The following is a 20,934-nucleotide window of genomic DNA, read 5'->3' on the forward strand; positions in this document are numbered from 1 at the left end:
GGGCTCCTCCCGGCGGGCCCGGGGCCGCCGGGGTCAGGCCTCCAGGACCGCGTTCATGTTCGCCGCGAACTCCTCGGGGGTGATGGAGAGCTGGAAGAGCTGCTCGATGTTCGTCAGCAGCTCCTCCGCCGCGGTGGGGCTCAACGCCTGGTCCCAGGACTGCCCGAAGTACGCGGCGTCGCTGACGGTGCCGTAGACGAACTCCATCCACTCCGGGTCGGCGGCCTGGCCGAGCTGGTCCTCCACGCCCTTGACGACGGGGACCTCGCCGGCGTCGGTGATGAACGCCGTGACGGCCTCGTCGGTCATGAGGCCCTCGGCGAAGAACTTCTTCGCCAGCTCCTTCTGCTCGTCGGTGGCGGAGGAGGACAGGTAGAAGTACTGCGCCGGGTTGCCGACGGAGTCGGTGGGGTCGCCCTTGCCGCCGGCGACGGTGGGGAAGTTCATGTAGCCCAGGTGGCCGCCGGTGACGAAGTCGCCGCCGTCGGCCTTCATGGACCCGTAGGTCCAGGTGCCGTGCAGCATCATGGCGGCCTTGTCGGTGTAGAGCAGGGCCTGGTCGGCGTTCTGGTCCGCCACGACGGAGTTGAAGCCCGTGACGAAGCCGTCGGCGCGCACGAGGTCCTGCGCCATCGTCAGGGCCTTGAGCGCGTCCGGGTTCGACCACGCCTCCGGCTCGCCGTCGTAGATCGCCTGGAACACCTCCGGGCCGCCGACGCGGTCGAAGAGGAACTCCAGCCACATCATGGTGGTCCACCGCGACTGCCCGGCCAGCGAGATCGGGGCGATGCCCGCCGCGTTGAACGTCCCCGTCAGGGCCATCAGGTCGTCCCAGGTCTGCGGCGGCTGCGCGCCGACCTGCTCGAAGAGGCGCTTGTTGTAGAAGAGGACGATCGGCTGGACCGTCTCGTTCGGCATCGCGTAGATGCGCCCGTCGACGGTCGCCGCCGGCCACGTGCTGGCCAGCAGGCGGTCCTTGACCTCCGGGTTCTCCGCCAGCCAGTCCGTCAGGTCCTCGATCTGCCCGGCCCGGGCGAAGTCGCGCATGCCGCCGCCACCCCACCCGTAGATGATCGTGGGGGCCTGGTTCGCGCCGACCGCGGTGCGGATCTTGGACTTGTAGGCGTCGTTCTCGAACGCGGTGTGGGCCAGGTCGCCCTCGGAGCTCTCGTTGAACGCCTCGACGTACGCGTCGCGGATGCTCTCCTTGGGGTCACCGGTGAGGTACCAGATGCTCGCGCCGCCCTCGGCGGCCTGGCCGGGGCCGGACGAACCCCCGCAGGCGGTCAGGGCGGTGGCGGCGAGCGGCGCGCTCAGCGCCGCGGCGAGGAGCGAGCGGCGGCTGGTGGTGCGGTCCACGGTGGTCTCCTGTCCGTCGAGCCGCGACGGTGCGGCAGCGAGGGGTGCGGGCGCAGGTTCGGCCCGGGAACGGGCGACCGCCTCCGCGTCGAGGTGGTGCGAGCGCTCCTGGCGCGACGTTAGCCGGTGCGCACGGCGCGCGGGAGGGGTTCGGGCGGGCCGTTACCGGAAAGTTCCCGGACGGGGCGGCGCCGCCTCAGGGCTGGCGCCGCTCTAGCCGCCAGGCCGCCGCGTCGTCCAGGGCGGCGGGGGAGCCGTCACGGCTGACCAGGACGAGCCGGTCGTGCAGGCGGGAGGTGCGGCCCTGCCAGAACTCCACCTCGTGCGCCCGCACGAGGTAGCCGCCCCAGTGCGGTGGTGCGGGCACGTCGTCCGGCGAGCCGGTGTCGGGGAAGCGCCGGCGCAGCTCCTCCTCGCGCTCGCGCAGCTCGGCGGAGGTGGCGATCGGCCGGGACTGCTCGCTGGCCCACGCCCCGATGCGCGAGGCGCGGGGCCGGGAGGCGAAGTACGCCTCCGTCTCCTCGCGCGGGAGCACCTCGGCCCGCCCGCGCACGGCGACCTGCCGGTGCGTCCCGTGCCAGGTGAACAGCAGGGCCACGCGCGGGTCGTGGGCGATCGCCAGCGCCTTGCGGGAGCGCTGGTTGGTGTAGAGGACGAACCCGCGCGCGTCGACGCCCTTGAGCAGCACGGTGCGCGCCGAGGCGCCGTCCGGCCCGGAGGTGGCCAGCGCCATCGCGTTCGGCTCGGGCACCGCGGCCGCGACGGCCTCGGAGTACCACCGCCGGAACTGCTCCAGGGGGTGCGCGGCCAGGTCGGCCGGCTCGAGGGAGCGCTCGCCGTAGTCGACGCGCCGCTGCGCGGGGTCCTCCACGCGGCCACCCTAGGACCGCACCACCCCCGCGGGGCGGGGGTGGTGGGGGAGGGAGGCGCCGAGGTGCCGCCCGCGGACGGTCGCCGTAGCGTGACGGCCGGTGCAGCAACGACCGCAACAGGCGCCCGCCGCCCGGCGGGCAGGACGGAGCGGAACGTGGACGTGACGCAGAAGGCGCGGGAGGTCGTCTCCTCCGCCGTGGGGGCCGCCTCCCGGGTGCTGCCCGGCAACCGCGGCTCGAGCGCGGCCCGGCAGACCCTGACGATCTCCAGGCCCGCCGAGGACGTGCTGGCCGCCTGGCGCGACCCGCAGGTGGTCTCCCGGCTGCTCGGCGACCTCGGCCGCGCCGAGGCAGACGGCGAGCGGTGGACCTTCACCCTCACCGCGGGCGACGAACGCACCGTCGAGGCGCAGCTCGCCCCCACCGCCGGCGGGGTGGAGTTCCGCCGCCCCGGCGCGGGCGCCGGGCAGGGGGAGGTGCGCGACGCCGAGGACGACACCGAGGGCGGGCGCACCGGTGACGGGCAGGCCGGTGACGCGCGGTCCGGTGACGGGGCGGTCCTGCTGCGGGTGGGCACCCGTCCCGCCCCGCGCGAGCTGGGCACCGAGGTGACCTGCGAGGTGGCGCCCGAGCTGAGCGCCGGCGTGGGCGCGGTGCCGTTCACGCTGCTGTACCGGCTGCGCGCCCTGCTGCTCACGGGGGAGATCCCCACCCTGCGACCCAACCCCTCGGCCCGTCAGGAGGAGCGCTGATGCGCGCGCTGGTGTGGAACGGCGTCAACGACCTGGCGGTCGAGACCGTCCCCGACCCGGTGATCGTGAACCCGCACGACGTGGTCCTGGACGTGACGCTCACCGTCACGTGCGGCTCGGACCTGCACTTCATCGACGGGTACCTGCCCGGCATGCGCCGCGGTGACGTGTTCGGCCACGAGTTCATGGGCGTCGTGGTGGAGGTCGGCCCGGAGGTGCGCAACGTCCGCGCGGGCGACCGCGTGGTGGTCCCCTCGTTCATCGGGTGCGGCGAGTGCTTCTACTGCCGCAACGACATGTGGTCGCTGTGCGACACCACCAACCCGAACGCGCCGTTGCAGCAGCCGGTGCTGGGGTTCCCCAGCGGCGGCATCTACGGCTACACCCACCCCTTCGGCGGTTACGCGGGGTCGCACGCGGAGTTCATCCGGGTGCCGTTCGCGGACGTGAACTGCTTCCCGGTGCCCGAGGGGATCTCGGACGCGCAGGCCCTGTTCACCTCCGACGCCGCACCCACGGGCTTCATGGGGGCGGACTTCTGCGACATCGCCCCCGGCGACACGGTCGCCGTGTTCGGCGCCGGTGCCGTCGGGCTGATGGCGGCCGCCGGGGCGAAGCTGATGGGTGCCGAGCGCGTGATCGTGGTGGACCGCCTGGACGAGCGGCTGGAGCTGGCGCGCACGCACCTGGGCGCGGAGACGATCGACTACACCGGCACCGACAGCGTCCAGGAGGCGCTGCGCGAGTCCACCGGCGGGCGCGGCCCGGACGCGGTCGTCGAGGCCGTCGGCATGGAGGGGCACGGCACCGGCGTGCAGGAGGTGTACGACCGCGCCAAGCAGGCCCTGCGGATGGAGACCGACCGGGCCACGGCGCTGCGCGAGGCGGTCCTGGCCTGCCGCAAGGGCGGTGTCGTGTCGGTGCTCGGCGTCTACGGGCTGACCGACAAGTTCCCCATGGGCGTCGTCCTGAACAAGGGGCTGACGATCCGCTCGGCGCAGCAGCACGGGCAGCGGTACGTGCCGAAGCTGCTGCAGCACATCGCCGACGGCGAGCTCGACACCGGCTTCCTCGCCACGCACGAGATGCCGCTGGAGGACGCCGTGCGCGGTTACGAGATGTTCAAGGACAAGCAGGACGGGTGCCTGCGGGCGGTCTTCCGCCCCTGACCCCGACCGGATCCCCGAGGAGAGGAACGCCATGACCACCCAGCCCAGCCAGGAGCCCGGCAGCGCCGAGGCGGCCGAGGCGCCCACCGAGCCCGGCTACGGCAACGACACCGGGTTCGCGCAGGAGGCCGAGGAGGCCGACGAGGGCACCGGCGGCGACGCGGGCAGCTGACCCGCCCGGCGACCACCACGCCCCGGTTCGCCGCGCCCTGCGCGCGGCGGGCCGGGGCGTTCGGCGTCCAGGGGCGTTGACCGGTGCCGGGGCGTGTGGCACGCTGCCCGGAAAGCGCATTCCAGCCCGCGAAGGAGCGAGCCCGTGGACCCCCGCCGCCTCAGCCTCAACCAGATCACCGTCAACTCCTGGTCCCTGGAGCAGACCGTCGCCGGGTGCGAGCGCCACGAGATCGGCGCCGTCGCCCTGTGGCGCGACAAGATCGCCGCCGCGGGCCTGCCGCGCGCCGCGAAGCTGGTGCGCGACGCCGGCCTGCGCGTGAGCTCGGTGTGCCGCGGCGGGATGTTCACCGACCCGGCCGCCGACCCGGCCGCCGTCCTCGACGACAACCGCCGCGCCGTGGAGGAGGCCGCCGAACTGGGGGCCGACGCCCTGGTCCTCGTCTGCGGTCCGCTGCTCGACACCGACCTGCCCGGTGCCCGCGCCCGCGTGCGCGACGGCATCGCCGCCCTGCTGCCGCACGCCGCGGCCGCCGGTGTCCGGCTCGGCATCGAGCCGCTGCACCCCATGATGATCAGCGCCCGGTCCGTCGTCGTCTCCCTCGCCCAGGCCCTCGACCTCGTCGAGGAGCTGGAAGCCGCGCACCCCGGCCACCTCGGCGTCGTCGTCGACGCCTACCACGTGTGGTGGGACCCGGCCCTGGAGCAGCAGCTGGCGCGCGCCGCCGGCAAGGTCCTCGGCTACCACGTCTCCGACTGGCTGCCGCGGACCTCCGACCCGCTGCTGGACCGCGGGATGATGGGCGACGGCCTGATGGACCTGCCCCGGCTGTCCGCCCAGGTCGCCGCCACCGGCTTCGACGGTCCCGTCGAGGTCGAGATCCTCTCCTCGCGCTGGTGGGCCGAGGACCCCGACGACGTGCTGCGGCTGGTGCGCAAGCGGTTCGAGGAGTTCGTCTGAGGGGTGCCGGACAGCCCTGCGCCGGACCCCCGGGCCGGGTGCCCTGCGGCCGCGACCGCCCCCCGCGGGTCGCCGCCTCCGGGCGCCCGGCGGGGGTCAGGTCGCGAGCCGGGCCCTGACCCGGCGCATCACCGGGGACTTGCAGGCCCTGGCCAGCGACCACAGCAGGGCGGCGACGAGGGGCACCGGGCTCTCCGCCTCGCGGCCGGCGCCCTCCTCGAACGGCCCGCCGTGCGCGATGCTCGCCATGCCCAGCAGGCCGGCGGCGACCAGGAACGCCGCGGTGCCCAGGAGGTCCCGGTCCAGGTCCTCCTTGCGCCCGCCGAGCCGGTAGACGACGTAGGTCGCCCACATCGCCGTGACCTGGCTCATCACCAGGGCCACCCCGAGGGCGGTCGGGGCGAAGACCAGGAAGACGGCCCCGTACTTCAGCGCCTGCAGCACGGGGTACACGAACACCCGCACGTCGGTCCTCACCCGGTTGTAGAGGAAGAACACCCCGCGCAGCACGAGCAGCAGCAGCACCCACGAGGTGCCGGCCGCCAGGAGCTCGTCGGTGCCGAGCTCGCCGAGCAGGACGGCCGTGCCCAGGCCGGCCGCCGCGGAGGCGGCGGCCCAGACCCAGGCCTGGACCCGGATCGGGTAGTCCCGGTACTGCGGCACGCTCGGGTCGAGGACCGGGTGCTCCTCGATCTTCGAGCCGTGCACGTCGTTCTCGAAGTACCCGATCTCGTAGACCGACATCACCGACAGCAGCAGCAGCGGCGCGATCACCGCGAAGTGGAGCAGGCTCGCCGCGTCGCGGGTGATCGCGATGGCGATGACGAGGGCGTCCACCAGGAGGAACTGGTCCAGCGCGTACCAGCGCGAGTACTTGACCCGGGCCGTGTAGCGCATCGGGAGGTAGAGGCGCTCGCGGGCGGACACCCGCCGGCCCTGCTGAGGGATGAGCAGGCCCGAGCGGCACGCCCCGAGCAGGTCGGCGTCGTCGAGCGAGTCGGAGACGAAGACGGCCCGGGCGACCCCGTCCTCACCGACGGCCCCGACGGCCGTCGTCGTCTTGCCCCCGGCGAACCAGGACGGTCTGGGCAGCAGCGGCGTCGCCAGCAGCGCGGCGGACCGGTACTCGCTGGCCCTCAGCAGGTCCCGGATCACGAACTCCATGCCGAAGGAGATGATCGTCAGCCGCGACCGGTCGACGTCGGCGAGGACGGCGGAGATCTCGGCGGCGCGGTGCTGCTCGAAGAGGGCCGGTGCCGCCTTGCGCCACAGGGACAGGTTCCAGGGCGTCAGGACGACGATCAGGGCGACGCAGAGGTAGTCCCCGACCCGGTGACCGCGGCCGGCGGGCACCAGGCGCCACGGCACGCACACCCGCACCAGGAAGTCGATGAGGGCGACCACCAGGGACGGCCGGCAGCGCGAGATGAACAGCTCGGTGCTGTTGGAGGCGAAGAGCGTGTGGTCGAAGTCGACCAGGACGGGCGAGCCCGGCTCGGCGACCTGGCGCCGGACGGTCTCGGTGGTCACCGGTGACTGTCGTCGGACGTCGAAGAAGCCCGACTCGAGCTGCTCGGCGGTGCGTTCGGCCATGCCTGAGGATTTCACGCTCCGGGCGCGCGGCCCGACACGCCTCGGACGCCGCGCGTCGGACCGCGCGCCCGGGACCCGGACGTCGCGAGCGGTCCGCGGCCGATCGGGTGAGCGGCGCGGGTCCGGCCTCAGCCGAGCCGGTCCTGCGTCAGCCCGTCGCGCTCGCCGCCGAAGAACCTCTCCAGCACCGCGGCGAACGTCGGCTCCTCCGGGTCGGTGGCCGCGAACAGCGTCATCGACGAGCGCAGCTTCGCCGCGTCCGTCTCCCCGAACACCGCCACCGGGTCGTCACCGGGCAGGTCCAGCAGCACGCGGGCGCACTCGCGCAGCCGCTGGCCCAGCACCGGGTGGGCCAGGTAGGCCTGCGCCTCGGGGAGCCCGGAGACCGCGTACCGCCGCGAGGTCTCGCTGCGGCCCAGGCCCGCGACCTGCGGGAACACCCACCACATCCAGTGCGAGGTCTTGCGCCCGGCGCCGATCTCGGCCAGGGCGCGCTCGTAGGTGCCCTCCTGGGCGTCGACGAAGCGCTGCAGGTCGAAGGGGTCGTCCACACCCCCACCCTGCACCGCCCGGGCCCCGCCCACCTCCCGGGCGGGCGCGTGGCGCCGGTGCGGGAGGATCGACCCGTGAGCGACGCGCCCGACATCCGCATCCCCGCCGAGCTGCTGCCCGCCGACGGGCGCTTCGGCTCCGGTCCCAGCAGGGTCCGCCCCGAGCAGGTGCAGGCGCTGGTGCGCGCCGGGCGCGACGTGCTGGGCACCTCGCACCGTCAGGCGCCGGTCAAGTCGCTCGTGCGGCGCGTGCGCGAGGGCCTGGCGCAGCTGTTCTCGCTGCCGGAGGGGTACGAGGTCGTCCTCGGCAACGGCGGCAGCACCGCCTTCTGGGACGTCGCCGCCTTCGGCCTGGTGCGCGAGCGGGCCCAGCACCTGGTGCTGGGGGAGTTCTCCGCCAAGTTCGCCGCCGTCACCGCCGGGGCGCCCTTCCTCGCCGACCCCGCCGTCGTGCGAGCCGAGCCCGGCACCCTGCCGCAGCCGGGAGAGGTCGCCACCGGCTGCGACGTCGTCGCCTGGCCGCACAACGAGACCTCCACCGGTGTCGCCGCCCCCGTGCGCCGCCCGGACGGGCCCGGCCCGGCCGACGGCGGGCCGCTCGTGCTCGTCGACGCCACCTCCGGCGCCGGGGGCCTGGCCGTGGACGTCGCGCAGACCGACGCGTACTACTTCGCGCCGCAGAAGTCCTTCGCCTCCGACGGCGGGCTGTGGATCGCGCTGCTGTCCCCGGCCGCGCTGGAGCGCGCCGAGGAGCTGGGTGCCGCCGGCCGCTGGGTGCCGCCGTCGCTGGACCTGCGCACCGCGGTGGAGAACTCCCGCAAGGACCAGACGTACAACACCCCCGCGGTGGCGACGCTGGTGATGCTCGCCGAGCAGGTGGAGTGGCTGCTGGGGAACGGAGGGCTGGAGTGGGCGGCCCGGCGCACCGCCGAATCGGCCGGGATCGTCTACGGCTGGGCCGAGCGGCGCGAGTGGGCCGCCCCCTTCGTCGCGGATCCGGCTGCGCGCAGCGCCGTCGTCGCCACGATCGACCTGGACGCCTCCGTCGACAGCGTCCGGGTGCAGGAGGTGCTGCGGCGCAACGGGATCGTGGACGTCTTCCCGTACCGCAGCCTGGGGCGCAACCAGCTGCGCATCGGGATGTTCCCGGCCGTGGAGCCGGAGGACGTGCGGGCCCTGACGCGGTGCGTGGACCACGTCGCCGAACGTCTCAGGGAAGCCTGACCTTCCTTTCTCCTGCCGTGAAGGAATGCCTTCCCTACCTATTCCTCGAAAGGATCAGGAAAGGCGTTCCTTCGTGGCGAGAATGCCTTCCCGTCGTTATGGTCGAAGGCATGGCGACCGTGAACCTGGACCTGACCCCCATCCACCAGTGCTCCGTCAGCGGGTGCACCTTCAACGCGGACGTGTCGTGCCACGCCCCGACGATCACCGTCGGCGACCACGGCGCGAACCACTGCGGCACGTTCCTGGGCCTGCCCACCAAGCACAAGACGGCCCCCGAGGGCCACGTCGGCGCCTGCCAGCTGGCCGACTGCAGGCACAACTCCGACCTGACCTGCACCGCGTCCGCCATCGACGTCGGCACGGAGGCCTCGGGTGAGACGAAGTGCCTCACCTACAGCGCTGCCTGATCCTCCCGGTCGCCCGCGGGCCGGCCGGCGAGGGCTGAGCGCACCGCGTCCAGCTCGGCCGCCAGCTCCGCGGCCAGGGCGGGCTGCACGCCCCACTGCCGGCACAGCGCGTCGAACTCCGCCAGGTGCTCCGCGCGCGGTGCGGACCCCGTCCGCACCGCGCGCAGCATCGCGTTGCGCGGCGTGTGGGCGGAGTCGATGAACTCCACCACCTCCACCCGGTAGCCCAGCAGCTGCAGCACCAGGGCGCGCAGAGCGTCCGTGAGGACGTCCGCGAACCGCTCGCGCAGGATGGCGTGGCGCACCAGCGGGTCGCGGCCACCGCCGGCGGTGATCTGCCGCTGCACGTCCCGGTGGCAGCACGGCGCCGCCAGCACCAGGGGCGAACCCCAGCGCACCGCCCGCGCCAGCGCCTCGTCGGTGGCGGTGTCGCACGCGTGCAGCGCCAGCACCACGTCCGGGCGCTCGCCCTCCCCGAACGGCTGCGCCCCGGCGATGCTGCCGCGCGCGAAGCCCAGCCCGGCCAGGCCCGCCTCGTCCGCCGCCCGACGGCCGTTCTCCAGCACGTCCTCGCGCACGTCGACGCCGACGGTGCGCAGCTCCTGCTCGCGCTCGCCCGCCGCGCCGCTCAGCCAGCGGTGCGCCGCGAACGTCAGGTAGGCGTTGCCGCAGCCCAGGTCCACCGCGCGCACCACCGGGCCCGCCTGCTCCAGCACGGCCGGGGCCAGCGGGGCGAGCTGGCGCACGAACGCCTCCACCTGCCGGCGCTTGTCCCCGCCGGCGCCCAGCACCCGGAACACCGGGTCGTCGGGGTCCACCAGGCGCTGCTTGGCCCGGTCGTGCGCCTGTGGACCGGCCGGGGCGCTGCCCTCCCGCGCGGTGCGGTGCACCTGCGCGGCACCCTTCTTCGTCACCCGCAGCTGCAGGGTGTGCGTCGCGGTCTCCACGTGCCAGTTGCCGTGCGGGCCGGCCAGCAGCTCGTCCACCACCGCCGCCGCCTCGCCGACGGGCACGTTGCGGGTGCTGACCACCGGGCCGGTGCGGAAGAGCACCTGCAGGTGCGGGCCCGAGCGCAGCGCCACGGGGCGCACCTCCACCCGCTCGTGCTCGGGCGGCTCCACCCCGCGCCGGCGGCCTGCCGCGACCGCCCGCACGAGGTGCTGCTCGTCCAGCAGCAGCGCGCGGACGTCGGCCAGGGCGGAGGCGAGGTCGGTGGTGGGCACGGCACCATTGTCCGCCGCGGCGGCGGGTGCTCGGGTCGCCGCTCAGGCCGCGGCGACGTCGCGCTCGTCGTCGCCGGGGGAGCGGGCCGGCACCACGCGCAGGTGCGGGGTGGTGCGGAACGAGTACGCCAGACGCACCTTCGCGCGGCGCAGCACGAACACGGCCACCAGCACGGCCGTCAGGCCCGAGGGGATCGAACCGGCGAGCACCGACCACTCCGCGCCGAAGCGGGTGCCGATCCAGCCCACGAGCGGGCCGCCGACGACGGTGCCGCCCTGCATCAGCGACATGTACAGCGCCATCACCCGGCCCCGCACGCGCGGCTCGGTGCTCATCTGCACCGTCGCGTTCGCCGCCGTCAGCAGCGTCAGCGAGGACAGGCCCAGGAACGGCAGCACCACCAGGTACAGCCAGTAGTTCGGCATCACGGCCGACACCGAGGCGGTCACCGCGAACGCGCCCGCAGCGCCGACCACGAGCCGCCAGCGCGGACGCTCGCGGCGCGCGGCGATCAGGGCGCCCAGCAGCGACCCGACGGCCAGCACGGTGCCGGCGACGCCGAACGCGGCGGCGTCCCGGCCGAACTTCACGCTCGTGATGAGCGCGGAGGTCAGCTGGAAGTTCAGCCCGAAGGTGCCCACGACGCCCACCAGCACGAAGATCGCCATCAGGTCCGGGCGGGCGCGCACGTACCGCAGCCCCTCGCGCACGCTCCCGGAGCCCTTCGCGGGGCGCTCGCGGCGCACCGGCTCGGCGGGACGCATCAGGTGCAGGGTGGTCAGCGGCCCGAGGAACGACAGCGCGTTGATCAGGAACACCGGGCCGGTGCCGAAGGCGGCGATGAGCAGGCCCGCCAGGCCGGGGCCGATCAGGCGCGCGGAGTTGAAGGACGCGGAGTTCAGCCCGATGGCGTTGGGCAGGTCCTCCGGCGGCACCAGTTGCCCCACGAACGTCTGCCGCACGGGGCCGTCGATCGCGGAGACGCAGCCCAGCAGGGTCGCCAGGACGTAGACGTGCCACAGCCGCACGACCCCGGTGAGGACCAGGGCGGCCATCGCCAGGCCCAGCAGCAGCATCGCCGCCTGGGTGGCCAGCAGCGTGCGGCGCTGCGGGAAGCGGTCGGCGACCCAGCCGGCGAGCGGCGCCAGCAGCAGGATGGGGCCGAACTGCAGGCCGGTGGTGATGCCGCCGGCGGTGCCGGAGCCGTTCGTGAGCACCTGGATGACGAGCCAGTCCTGCGCGACCCGCTGCATCCAGGTGCCGGTGTTGGACACGATCGCGCCGGTGGCCCACAGGCGGTAGTCGCGGTGCCGCAGGGAGCGGAAGGTCCGGTTCACTCCTGGACCACCGCGCGCAGCAGCCGGGCCGCCGCGGCCAGGGTGGCGCGCTCGTCGTCGTCGAGGCGGGCCAGGCGCTCGTGCAGCCACGCGGAGCGGCGCGCCCGGGTCTCCTCCACGGCGGAGCGGCCGGCGGCCGTGAGCAGGACGAGGACCTGGCGGCCGTCGTCGGGGTGGTCGGTGCGCCGGACCCACCCGGCGCCCTCGAGGGCGGCCACGGTGCGGGTCATGGACGGCGGTCGCACGTGCTCGGCGTCGGCGAGCTCGCCGGGGGTTCGCGGGCCGTGGACGTGCAGGTGGGCGAGGACGGAGAACTGGGCGTCGCTGAGGTCGTCGACGCTCTTCTGCGAGCGCAGGCGGCGCGCGGTGCGCAGCAGGGCGATGCGCAGCTCGACGGCGAGGTCGCCCGTCGGGTCGCCGCTCGGGGCGCCCGTGGCCGCGTCACCGTGCGCTGCGCCCGCCGGGGAGGTGGTGGGGGTGGCGCCGGTCACCCCGCCAGGCTACTCCTTAGCCGGGCTAATTACCATCAGCAACGACCCGATCCCCGGGTTCGGTTCCCACTCCCCTCTACGGGGCGTTACAGTCCATGACGTTGAGTAGCGGCAACGTCGAGCAGCGGCACGGCGGCGGGCAGGACGGCCCGCCCGAGGACGGGAGCGGACGCGTGACGGGTTCTCCAGCACCCTCGGCCTGCTGCACCACGCACGCCGACCCCCGGCCCGCCCCCCCGCGCCCCCTGGTGGTCGCCCCGGACGCTCCCCGCGAGGACGCCGCGGCCCCCGCCGAGCCCACCGCCGCCGAGCTGACCGCGGCCCTGCTGCGCGCCCAGCGCCGCTTCGCCGACCGCACGGACCCGGCCGCGCTGGCCGAGGAGGTGGTCGACGAGGTGCAGCGCGCCGGGTACTCCGGCGTCCTGCTGCTGGCACCGGTCGCCCGCTCGCGCCACCACGAGCTGGACGTCCTGGCCGCCCGCGGCTGCACCGCCCCGCCGCCGTCCCCGAGCACCACCGTCGCCGAGCTCACCCGCAGCGCACCCTCCGCCGTCGTCGACCTCGTCCCCGCAGACCCCACCGCCCCGCGCCTGGCCGTGTGGGGGGAGCCGGGCCCGGCCGGAGCGCCCCTGGAGCTGCTGGCCGCCGCCGCGGGCACCGCCTGGTGCGCCGCGCGCGCCACGCGCCAGGCGCAGCTGGCCACCGCCGAGCTCGCCGGTGCCCGGCAGCTGATCGCCGGCGCCGTCCGCCTGGCCGGCCTCGGCTCCTGGTCGTGGGACCCCGCCACCGACCGCGTCACCCTCGACGACCGGCTGCGCGACCTGCTGGGCGTGGCCCCCACCGACCCGGACCCGGACCTGGCCACCTGGCGCGAGCGCGTCCACCCCGACGACCGCGGTCCCTTCACCGGTGTGGACGACCCCGCCGCCCGCACCGGCTCGCCCGTGCCCTACCCGTTCCGGGTGCGCACCGCCGACGGCACCGAGCGCACCCTGCTGGGCACCAGCGTCCCGCTGCGCCCCGGCCGCCCCGGCGTCGTGCAGGGCCTCGTGCTCGACCTCGCCCCCGGCGACCGGTCCACCGGCGAGCTGGTCCGCCTGGCGCAGTCCGACTCCCTGACCGGCCTGGCCAACCGCTCCGTGCTCGACGTGCGGCTGGAGGAGGCGCTGCGCACCGCCACCGCCACCTCCGCCGTCGCCCTCGTCCTGCTCGACCTGGACCGCTTCAAGCTCGTCAACGACACCCTCGGGCACCAGATCGGCGACGCCCTGCTGCGGCAGATCGCCGGGCGCCTGCAGCAGGCCGCCCCCGCCGGCTCCACCCTGGCCCGCCTGGGCGGCGACGAGTTCGTGCTCATGGTCCCCGGCGTGGACCGCGCCGAGTCGGCGACCGCCATGGCGCACAACATCGTCCGGCGGCTGCGCGTGCCGGTGCTGCTGCCCGGGCTGCCCGAGCCGTTCGTGTGCACCTCCAGCGCCGGCGTCGCCGTCGGCCACGAGTGCAGCGGCGACGAGCTGTTCCGCAACGCCGACATGGCCCTCTACCGCGCCAAGGACGCCGGCCGCGACCGCGTCGCCGCCTTCGACTCCGCCATGCGCGAGGACGCCGAGGCCCGCCGCGAGGCCGAGCACAAGGTGCGCCGCGCCCTGCGCACCGACGGTCTGCGCGTGGTCTGGCAGCCGATCGTCGACCTGCGCGACGAGCGGCTCGTGGCCGCCGAGGCCCTCGTGCGCCTGGAGGACCCCGTCGAGGGGCTGCTGGAACCCAAGTCGTTCGTCGACACCGCCGAGGACACCGGCCTCATCGTCGACGTCGACACCTGGGTGCTGGGGGAGGTGCTGCGCCAGCTGCGCGAGTGGCGCAGCGCCGGCGAGGGGCTGCAGGTCTCCTTCAACGTCTCCGGCAAGACCCTGGAGCACCCCGCGTTCGCGCACCGCCTCGCGCACAGCGTCGAGAGCACCGGCGCCTCCGGGTCCAGCCTGCTCGCCGAGGTCACCGAGCGCACCCTCATCGACCTGTCGACCTCCACCCGGGCCAGCCTCGGCGAGCTGCGCAGCGTCGGCGCCCGCGTCGGCCTCGACGACTTCGGGACCGGGTACTCCTCGCTGTCCTACCTGGACCGCTTCCCGCTGAGCTTCCTGAAGATCGACATGAGCTTCGTGCGGCCGCTGGGGACCTCCGAGCGCGCCGCGGCCGTCGTGCGCGCGCTCATCGGCCTGGCCCACGCGCACGGCATGGTCGTCACCGCCGAGGGCGTGGAGACCCGCGAGCAGGCCACGCTGCTGCGCGAGATGGGCTGCGACCGCGCCCAGGGCTGGCTGTTCGGCCGCCCGGTGGAGGCGGGGCGGCTGATCACCGCCCGCTGATCACTGCCCGCTGATCACCGCCCGCTGACCGCCGCCCGGCGAGGCGGCTGCGCCCCCGCCGTCAGGAGGAGCGGCGGTGCACGTGCGCCGCGTCCGCCTGCTGCACCGGCCGCACCACGACCCTGTCCAGGTCCACGTGCGGCGGGCGCGTGAGCGCGAACACGACCACCTCCGCGACGTCCTGCGCGCTCAGCGGCGTCAGGCCCTCGTAGACCTTCGCCGCCGCCCCGGCGTCGCCCAGGCGCACCAGCGAGAACTCCGTCTCCACCATGCCCGGCGCGACCTCGGTGACCCGCACCGGTTCGCCCACCATCTCCTGGCGCATCGTCCGGCACAGCGCGTTCACGGCGTGCTTGACGGCCGTGTAGCCGCCCCCGCCGGGGTAGGTCTCGAACCCGGCGATGGAGCCGAGGACCACCACGTGCGCGTCGCCGCCGCGCCGCATCGCCGGCAGCAGCGCCCGGTGCACCCGCAGCACCCCCAGGACGTTCACGTCGTACATGCGCCGCCAGCCCTCGACGTCGCCGTCCTCGACCCGGTCGGTGCCCAGCGCGCCGCCGGCGGAGTGCACCACGACGTCCACCTCCGGCAGGGCGTCCACGAGCGCCGCCACCGAGGCGTCGTCGGTGACGTCCAGGGCCACGGCCCGCCCGCCCACCTCGCGCGCCAGGTCCTCGCAGCGCTCCACCCGGCGCGCGGCCGCCACCGTGTCGAAGCCCGCCGCGGCCAGCGCCCGCACCGTCGCGGCACCGATGCCGCTGCTGGCACCGGTCACCAGCGCCGTGCGCCGGCGCGGGGAGGGGTCGGTGAGCGCCACGGCGGGCGGCTGGAGGGGGCTCTGCGCGTTCTCCTGGTCGGCCACGGGCCCATCCCAGCAGACGCCCCCGCCCGGCACACTGGGGGTGTGCGCCTGTACCTGCCGCCGTCGAAGGCCAAGCCCCCACCGCCCCCCCTGCGCACCGACGACCGCCGCGCCGTCCTCGTCGGCCTGGCGGTGTGGGGCGTGCTGCTCGTCGTCGCCCTCGCCGTGCCCGAGGTGCGCGACACGGGTCAGGGGCGCTGGCTCGGCTCCTGCGTCGCCGGCCTGGCGCTGGGCCTGGTGGGGCTGGCGCACGTGCACCGCCGCGAGCGCCGCGCGGCCCGCCGGGAGGAGCGCGAGCGGCCCGCCGAGCCCGGCGACCTGTGGCCGCACGAGCACCCCGGTCCCTGACCCGCCCGGACCCGTCGGCTCCCGCGTGCAACGCGGAGCGACACCCCGGCGTCCCACCTGCACGGGAGCGGGGACCGGCCCCGCCCGGGAGGACGAGGAGACGCACCGTGCGGGACCACAGCGAGCAGCACACCGGCCACGGCACCGGGCACGGCACCTGGCACGGCACCGGGGGCAGCGCGACCTCCGGGCGCCGGCGAGCCGGGGCCGCCGCCGCGGTGGTGCTGGCGGCCGCCGGGGCCGCCGCCGCGACCTCGTCCTCCGCCGCCACCCCGGCTCCCCCCGCGCCCACGAAGGCCTCGGTCGTCGCCTCCGGCGAGGACGCGCACGCCGTCGACGCCCTGGCCGCCGGCCCGCTGGCCTCCGTGCTGGGCACCGGGGTCCTGCTGACCGCCGGTGACGCCCTGCCGGCCGCCACCGCCGACCGGCTGCGCGAGCGCGACCCGGGCCTGGTGTACGTGGTGGGCGGGCCGGGCGCCGTCTCCGAGCGGGTCGTCGACCAGATCGACGCGCTGCTGGGCGCGGACACGGTCGTGCGGCTCGACGGCGGCGACCGGTGGGCCACCGCCGCCCGCGTCACCGCGGCCACCGAGGGCTTCGTGGAGGCCCCCCTGGAGTGATCGCTCCCCGGAGCGAGGCCGGCGGTGCCGGCCCCGGTGGTGCGGGTGTCAGCCGGGCAGCTCCTCGGCCAGCAGGCGGGCGCGCTGCCCGGCGTCCGCGGTCAGCAGGTCGGCCACCGCCCGGCGCAGCGCCCAGCGGTCCGCCGCCAGCGCCAGGCCCGCCGCGGCGCCGGGCGCGTCCACCGCCAGCACCCGGCCCACCGGTCCGCCCGCCTGCGCGCGCTCGGTCCAGAACGCCACCGGCCGCCCGTCCACGCGCAGGCCCGGCGCCTCCTCCCACGTCGGCGGGCAGCCCGGCAGCAGCGCCGCCACCTCCACGGGGACGGCGCGCCGCTGCACCGGGCCGGGCTCCGCCCGCCCGTCCGCGCGCTCGGAGGCCAGGTCCAGCTCCAGCAGGTCCGCCACCGCCGCGGCGTGCCGGGACGGCACCAGCAACCGCGGGCCCAGGTCGGCGCGCTGCGCCCAGCACGGGTCGTCGGCCACCACGACGTCGTCGGCCGGCGCCCGCACCACCCGCCCGGCCGCGTCCAGCGCCGCCAGCTCCCGCGGCGCCCCGCCGGGCGGCAGGCCGGCGGCGTGGGCGGCGAGCAGCGCCCACACCCGCAGCAGGTCCGCCGCCGGCACCGCCGCCGGGTCCGCGGCGGCCGCGTCCAGCAGCGCGCGGGCGTCGGCGGGCCCCGCCGCGGACAGCTCCTCCAGCACCCCCAGCGACGCGCGCACCGCCGCCGGCAGCTCGCCCGCCCAGCCCGGGGCGGACGGCAGCCAGGCGGGGGCGGTGCCGCCGGCGGCCCGGCTGACCGCGGGCAGCGGACCGCGGGTGCGCAGCCACCACGCCGCCGGGCCCGGGCGGTGCCGCCCTCCCGCCGACCACGGGCGGGTCAGGGCGGCCGCCCCCGCCGGTGCGGCGGCCAGCTCACCCAGCACCTGCGGCCACCGGTCCACCACGAGGTCCAGGTCGGGCACGGCCAGGGCGTCCTCCACCACGGTGCCCGCCGGCCCCGCCGGGCCCTCGTCCAGCAGGTCGCCCCAGACCTCCTCGGCGTACTCGTCCAGGGCCGCCAGCCCCCGCTCGACGGCGTCGCCGACCTCGTCCGGGTCGGCCAGGTCCAGGGCGTGCACGGGGACCGCCGCGAGCGCGGCGAGCACCCCGGCGGCCCGCAGCACCCCCGGCCCCCACGCGGCGAGCAGGTCCGGGTCGACCTCGGCCACCGCGTCGGGGTCCAGCGCGCGGGCGGCGAGGGTGCCCGGCAGCACCAGCGCGCTCGCGGGGGCGAGCTCGCCGTCCGCGTCGCGCAGCGCCAGGTCGCGCAGCACCGGCACGTCGCGCGCCGCGCGGAGCACCGCGCCCTCGTCGACCTCACCCTCGTCGACCTCACGGCCGTCGACCTCACGGCCGTCGACCTCACCGCCGTCGACCTCACCGCCGTCGACCTCACCGTCCACGGCACCGCCGGTCACGGCGGCCTCCATGACCGCGAGCACCGCGTCCGCGACGGCGTCGGGGTCCTCGGCGTCGGGGGAGGCCGCCACCGCCGCCGCCAGCGCCGGGTCCGTCAGCAGCGCCCACGCCCCGCCCTCGCGCGCCCCCAGGCGCACCAGCAGCTCGCCCGCACCGCCGGCCACCGCCTCCGGGTGGGCCACCCGCAGCCCGTGCCCGGCCAGCAGCCGCGCGGCCTCCGCGTCCAGGACCGCCGCGACCGCCGCGTCCGGGACGACGACACCGCGGGCGCCGTGCACGGTGCGCCCGTCCAGCAGCGGGACCGGCAGCCCCGACATCGCCTCGCGCGCCGCGCCGTCGCCCGCCAGCGGCAGCAGCGCCGCGAACAGCTCCCGCGCCGCGGCCGGCGACCCGCCGCCGGGCAGCAGCTCCAGGGCGTCGGCCAGCCCCAGGCGCAGCACCCCCAGCTCGGTGAGCAGGCGGTCCACGGCGCGGGGGGCAGCCACCAGACCCGCCAGCGAGGGCGCCAGGGCCGCCAGCAGGCGCGGGTCGTCCGCCCCCGCCCCGCGCAGCGCGACCGCCGACGCAGGGCGCAGCAGCAGCCGGCCGGCGCCCCGCCCGAGGTCCCCGGCGGCGTCCTGCGGCGCCGTCTCCGCGGCGGGCAGCAGCGGCACCTCGCGGGCGCGCCGCAGGACCCGCTCGCGCAGCTCCGCGTCCAGCCGGCCGGCCGGCACCCCGTGCGGCAGCAGGGGCAGGGCGTCGCCGCCGTCGGCGGCCACCTCCACCAGCAGGTCGCAGTACGCCTGCGCGGCGGCGTCCAGCACCGCGTCGGCGGCCGGGCCGGGCACGACCCGACGGCGGTCCGGGCCCAGCGGCAGGGTCGCCACCAGCAGCGCCGGCCACGGCAGGTCCTCGTCGGTGGGGGTGGGCGCGCACAGCACCCCCGGCCCCGCGACGGGCGCGGTGGCGCCGGCGGGGGAGAGGAGGTCGGTGCCGGACCCCGCGGGCGGCGGCGTGCGCGGCAGCGCCCACGCCAGGTGCCACGACGGGCGCGCGCGCTCCTCCACACCGCGCCCGGCCAGCGCGGCGGCGTCGTGCCGGCCGGAGCGGCGCAGCACCCGCCACCGCCCGGCGACGTCGCGCAGCACCCGCGGCGGCTCGCCCGGCACCTCCACGACGACCTCGTCGAGCGAGGGCAGCGCCAGCAGCAGCACGTCGTCCACCCCGGCCAGCAGCGCGGCGACCAGCTCCCGGGCCGCGGCGTCGCGCAGCGGCAGCTCCACGGCGGTGTCGTAGCCGGTGGGCGGCGGCGGTGCCGCGACGGCGAACGGCAGCCGCAGCACGGGCAGGTGCCCGCCGCGCCGCGCCACCTCCGCCCGCAGCCCCTCGCCGCCCGCGGCCCGCGCCGCCTCGTCCACCAGGTCGGCGCTCGCGGCCCGGGAGAAGCCCACGGCGCCGGTGGTGGAGGAGACCACCGGCGCGTCGGTGACGGCGAGCACGGCGGAGAAGCCCACGCCGAAGCGGCCCACCACGTCGCTGCCCGCGCCGCGCTTGGCGGAGGCGCGCAGCGTGGCCAGTCCCTGCACCCCGGCCGCGTCCAGCGGGGCGCCGGTGTTGGCGGCCAGCAGCCGCCCCGCCCCGCCGACCGTCCCGTCGGACGCCCCGCCGTCGCTCAGGCGCAGCAGGAGGCGGCCCGGCACCCCCGCGGCCGCGGCGGCGTCGGCGGCGTTCTGCGCCAGCTCCACCACCAGCCGGTCGCGGTAGGCGCCGAGGGCGGCGTCCTCCTCGGCGTTGGCGTCCTCCCGCAACCGCGCCGGGGAGGCCGTCCAGGCGTCCAGGACGTTCCGGCGCAGCCGCGCGGTGCCGAAGGGGTCGCCGGCGGCCGCGCCCGCGGGCCGGTTCAGGGCGCCGGCGCGGGCTCGGCCCGCTCCACCGCCCCCTCCGCCTCGTCCGCGGCGGGGTCGACCAGCTCGAGCTCGTCCACCGCGAGGTCGTCCACAAGGGGCGCGCTGGGCGCCTCCGGCTCCACCTCCACGTCCGTCTCGCTGTGCGCGCCGCAGCCGTGGTCGGCGCTGACGACGCGGCCGTCCTCGGGCGACCACTCGTTGGCGCACACCCCGAACACCTGGCGCAGCGAACCGGCCAGCAGCAGGAAGTACCCGCACGTGGAGCAGGGCGCCTTCGCGTGCTCGGCGACCTCGGAGGCGGGGCCGCGGTCGCCCTCGTACCAGCGCCGCGCCGCCTCGTCCCGGCCGAGGGCCGAGATGACGCGCTCGCGCCCCAGGCCCAGCTCGAACAGCGCCAGCTCGTCGGCCTCGGTCTCGCCGGTCGCCCGGTACCCCTGCTCCAGGTACGGGTCGTCCGCCTTGCGCGGCAGCGTGTCGCGCGGGCCGACGTCGCCGGGCGTGATGCGCTCGGACCACGGCAGCCACTCGGGGGGGCGCAGCGCGTCCTCGCCCGGTAGCAGGCACACCTCGTTGACGGTGACGTTGCGGGCGCGGGAGGCGCGCGTCACCGTCACCGTCCAGCGCCAGCCCCGGTACCCCGGCAGCAGGCAGGCGAAGGTGTGGCTGACGATCCGGTCGCCCTCGGCGACGGCGCCCAGGTGCTCGCCGACCGTGCCCTCGTCGGCGACCTCCTCGGCCGCGGTGCGGGCCAGGTCCACCGCGGCGGCGGCGGCGGCGTCCAGGGCCGGCTTGCGGGTGCGGCGCGGCCTGGCCGCGGTGCCCTCGGCCACGCTCACGCCTCGAGGTCGTCGGCGACGGCGCGCAGCACGGTGGCGACCTTGCGGGCACCGCCCTTCTCGGGGTAGCGGCCCCGGCGCAGCGACGAGGAGACGCCGTCGAGGAGCTTGATGAGGTCCTCGACGATGACGACCATGTCCTCCGGCTTCTTGCGGGTGGCGCGCGCCACCGAGTGCGCCGGCTCCAGCAGGCGCACCGACAGCGCCTGCGCACCGCGCTGGCCCTGCACCACGCCGAACTCCACGCGGGCGCCCTTGGCGAGCGTCGTGGTGCCCGCGGGCAGCGCCGAGGTGTGCACGAACACCTCCCCGCCGTCCTCGGCGGCGAGGAAGCCGAAACCCTTGTCGGTGTCGAACCACTTGACCTTGCCAGTCGGCACGGGAACCTTCTCGTCTGAGCGTCGGGCGCGGCGCGGAGCCGCGGCCCGGGTGATCGTCGGTCG

20 protein-coding genes are annotated in these 20,934 nt (G+C 76.5%); 9 read left to right on the forward strand and 11 right to left on the reverse strand.

The window, feature by feature from the left end; all coding sequences use genetic code 11:
• Positions 1 to 33 precede the first annotated feature (33 nt).
• Entirely contained in the window at positions 34 to 1,359 is a 1,326-nt protein-coding gene (locus V9U69_RS00505; protein WP_337059329.1) for an extracellular solute-binding protein, read from the reverse strand.
• A 196-nt stretch (positions 1,360 to 1,555) separates the two neighbouring features.
• Positions 1,556 to 2,230: a pyridoxamine 5'-phosphate oxidase gene (gene pdxH, locus V9U69_RS00510; RefSeq protein ID WP_337059330.1), complete on the reverse strand. Its 675-nt coding sequence runs from the start codon at positions 2,228 to 2,230 to the stop codon at positions 1,556 to 1,558.
• 156 nt (positions 2,231 to 2,386) lie between these two features.
• Between pdxH and V9U69_RS00515 the strand changes: the two genes are divergently transcribed.
• From V9U69_RS00515 to V9U69_RS00530, 4 genes are all read left to right on the forward strand, one after another.
• Positions 2,387 to 2,983 carry a hypothetical protein gene (locus tag V9U69_RS00515; protein ID WP_337059331.1) on the forward strand — a complete coding sequence of 199 codons (597 nt, stop codon included), beginning with the start codon at positions 2,387 to 2,389 and terminating at the stop codon, positions 2,981 to 2,983.
• The gene (locus V9U69_RS00520; RefSeq protein ID WP_337059332.1) at positions 2,983 to 4,152 is read left to right on the forward strand and encodes a zinc-dependent alcohol dehydrogenase; all 1,170 of its coding nucleotides are present in this window, start codon (positions 2,983 to 2,985) and stop codon (positions 4,150 to 4,152) included. The genes V9U69_RS00515 and V9U69_RS00520 overlap by 1 nt, the downstream gene beginning before the upstream one ends.
• A gap of 31 nt (positions 4,153 to 4,183) precedes the next feature.
• Positions 4,184 to 4,324, forward strand: coding sequence for a hypothetical protein (locus tag V9U69_RS00525; protein ID WP_337059333.1), 141 nt, complete (start codon positions 4,184 to 4,186; stop codon positions 4,322 to 4,324).
• A gap of 144 nt (positions 4,325 to 4,468) precedes the next feature.
• Positions 4,469 to 5,284: a sugar phosphate isomerase/epimerase family protein gene (locus tag V9U69_RS00530; RefSeq protein ID WP_337059334.1), complete on the forward strand. Its 816-nt coding sequence runs from the start codon at positions 4,469 to 4,471 to the stop codon at positions 5,282 to 5,284.
• A gap of 96 nt (positions 5,285 to 5,380) precedes the next feature.
• On the opposite strand, the gene V9U69_RS00535 is transcribed toward V9U69_RS00530, so the two are convergent.
• Positions 5,381 to 6,877, reverse strand: a complete 1,497-nt coding sequence (locus V9U69_RS00535; RefSeq protein ID WP_337059335.1) for a hypothetical protein — start codon at positions 6,875 to 6,877, stop codon at positions 5,381 to 5,383.
• A gap of 128 nt (positions 6,878 to 7,005) precedes the next feature.
• On the reverse strand, positions 7,006 to 7,428 hold the full coding sequence (locus tag V9U69_RS00540) for a DUF1810 domain-containing protein (protein WP_337059336.1): 423 nt from the start codon (positions 7,426 to 7,428) through the stop codon (positions 7,006 to 7,008).
• Between the two features lie 75 nt (positions 7,429 to 7,503).
• Here V9U69_RS00540 and serC point away from each other — a divergent pair, with 75 nt between their 5' ends.
• Together serC and V9U69_RS00550 are read left to right on the forward strand one after the other, a co-directional pair.
• On the forward strand, positions 7,504 to 8,652 hold the full coding sequence (gene serC, locus V9U69_RS00545; protein WP_337059337.1) for a phosphoserine transaminase: 1,149 nt from the start codon (positions 7,504 to 7,506) through the stop codon (positions 8,650 to 8,652).
• Between the two features lie 110 nt (positions 8,653 to 8,762).
• Positions 8,763 to 9,062 (forward strand): DUF1540 domain-containing protein, encoded by a 300-nt coding sequence (locus V9U69_RS00550; RefSeq protein WP_337059338.1) that lies wholly within the window; start codon positions 8,763 to 8,765, stop codon positions 9,060 to 9,062.
• Here the strand turns inward: V9U69_RS00550 and V9U69_RS00555 are convergent.
• Genes V9U69_RS00555 through V9U69_RS00565 form a run of 3 tightly spaced genes read right to left on the reverse strand, consistent with a single transcriptional unit; the run spans position 9,047 to position 12,114 of the window.
• The gene (locus tag V9U69_RS00555) at positions 9,047 to 10,285 is read right to left on the reverse strand and encodes a class I SAM-dependent methyltransferase (RefSeq protein WP_337059339.1); all 1,239 of its coding nucleotides are present in this window, start codon (positions 10,283 to 10,285) and stop codon (positions 9,047 to 9,049) included. The two genes, V9U69_RS00550 and V9U69_RS00555, sit on opposite strands and share 16 nt — an antisense overlap.
• A gap of 42 nt (positions 10,286 to 10,327) precedes the next feature.
• Complete coding sequence (locus tag V9U69_RS00560; RefSeq protein ID WP_337059340.1) at positions 10,328 to 11,623, reverse strand: MFS transporter; 1,296 nt, start codon at positions 11,621 to 11,623, stop codon at positions 10,328 to 10,330.
• The gene (locus tag V9U69_RS00565; protein WP_337059341.1) at positions 11,620 to 12,114 is read right to left on the reverse strand and encodes a MarR family transcriptional regulator; all 495 of its coding nucleotides are present in this window, start codon (positions 12,112 to 12,114) and stop codon (positions 11,620 to 11,622) included. The genes V9U69_RS00560 and V9U69_RS00565 overlap by 4 nt, the downstream gene beginning before the upstream one ends.
• A gap of 95 nt (positions 12,115 to 12,209) precedes the next feature.
• Between V9U69_RS00565 and V9U69_RS00570 the strand changes: the two genes are divergently transcribed.
• Entirely contained in the window at positions 12,210 to 14,480 is a 2,271-nt protein-coding gene (locus tag V9U69_RS00570; RefSeq protein ID WP_337059342.1) for a putative bifunctional diguanylate cyclase/phosphodiesterase, read from the forward strand.
• A gap of 61 nt (positions 14,481 to 14,541) precedes the next feature.
• Here V9U69_RS00570 and V9U69_RS00575 read toward each other — a convergent pair whose 3' ends face one another.
• Positions 14,542 to 15,258 (reverse strand): SDR family NAD(P)-dependent oxidoreductase, encoded by a 717-nt coding sequence (locus V9U69_RS00575; protein ID WP_442907518.1) that lies wholly within the window; start codon positions 15,256 to 15,258, stop codon positions 14,542 to 14,544.
• Positions 15,259 to 15,384: 126 nt separating this feature from the next.
• On the opposite strand from V9U69_RS00575, the gene V9U69_RS00580 reads away from it, so the two are divergent.
• Together V9U69_RS00580 and V9U69_RS00585 are read left to right on the forward strand one after the other, a co-directional pair.
• Positions 15,385 to 15,690 carry a DUF2530 domain-containing protein gene (locus tag V9U69_RS00580; protein ID WP_337059344.1) on the forward strand — a complete coding sequence of 102 codons (306 nt, stop codon included), beginning with the start codon at positions 15,385 to 15,387 and terminating at the stop codon, positions 15,688 to 15,690.
• 107 nt (positions 15,691 to 15,797) lie between these two features.
• Positions 15,798 to 16,310 carry a cell wall-binding repeat-containing protein gene (locus V9U69_RS00585; protein WP_337059345.1) on the forward strand — a complete coding sequence of 171 codons (513 nt, stop codon included), beginning with the start codon at positions 15,798 to 15,800 and terminating at the stop codon, positions 16,308 to 16,310.
• A 48-nt stretch (positions 16,311 to 16,358) separates the two neighbouring features.
• On the opposite strand, the gene V9U69_RS00590 is transcribed toward V9U69_RS00585, so the two are convergent.
• The 3 genes from V9U69_RS00590 to V9U69_RS19265 form a co-directional block, all read right to left on the reverse strand.
• Positions 16,359 to 19,556 carry a sacsin N-terminal ATP-binding-like domain-containing protein gene (locus tag V9U69_RS00590; protein WP_337059346.1) on the reverse strand — a complete coding sequence of 1,066 codons (3,198 nt, stop codon included), beginning with the start codon at positions 19,554 to 19,556 and terminating at the stop codon, positions 16,359 to 16,361.
• Positions 19,557 to 19,648: 92 nt separating this feature from the next.
• On the reverse strand, positions 19,649 to 20,491 hold the full coding sequence (locus tag V9U69_RS00595) for a DUF3027 domain-containing protein (RefSeq protein WP_337059347.1): 843 nt from the start codon (positions 20,489 to 20,491) through the stop codon (positions 19,649 to 19,651).
• The gene (locus V9U69_RS19265) at positions 20,488 to 20,871 is read right to left on the reverse strand and encodes a cold-shock protein (RefSeq protein WP_442907511.1); all 384 of its coding nucleotides are present in this window, start codon (positions 20,869 to 20,871) and stop codon (positions 20,488 to 20,490) included. The genes V9U69_RS00595 and V9U69_RS19265 overlap by 4 nt, the downstream gene beginning before the upstream one ends.
• Between the last annotated feature and the right edge of the window lie 63 nt (positions 20,872 to 20,934).

This window comes from Kineococcus sp. G2, assembly GCF_037154035.1.
GTDB lineage: Bacteria > Actinomycetota > Actinomycetes > Actinomycetales > Kineococcaceae > Kineococcus.

Coding starts and splice junctions, on each gene's coding strand:
- V9U69_RS00520 (WP_337059332.1), top strand. CDS start 2,983: ATGCGCGCGCTGGTGTGGAACGGCGTCAACGACCTGGCGGTCGAGACC.
- V9U69_RS00525 (WP_337059333.1), top strand. CDS start 4,184: ATGACCACCCAGCCCAGCCAGGAGCCCGGCAGCGCCGAGGCGGCCGAG.
- V9U69_RS00535 (WP_337059335.1), bottom strand. CDS start 6,877: ATGGCCGAACGCACCGCCGAGCAGCTCGAGTCGGGCTTCTTCGACGTC.
- V9U69_RS00550 (WP_337059338.1), top strand. CDS start 8,763: ATGGCGACCGTGAACCTGGACCTGACCCCCATCCACCAGTGCTCCGTC.
- V9U69_RS00570 (WP_337059342.1), top strand. CDS start 12,210: ATGACGTTGAGTAGCGGCAACGTCGAGCAGCGGCACGGCGGCGGGCAG.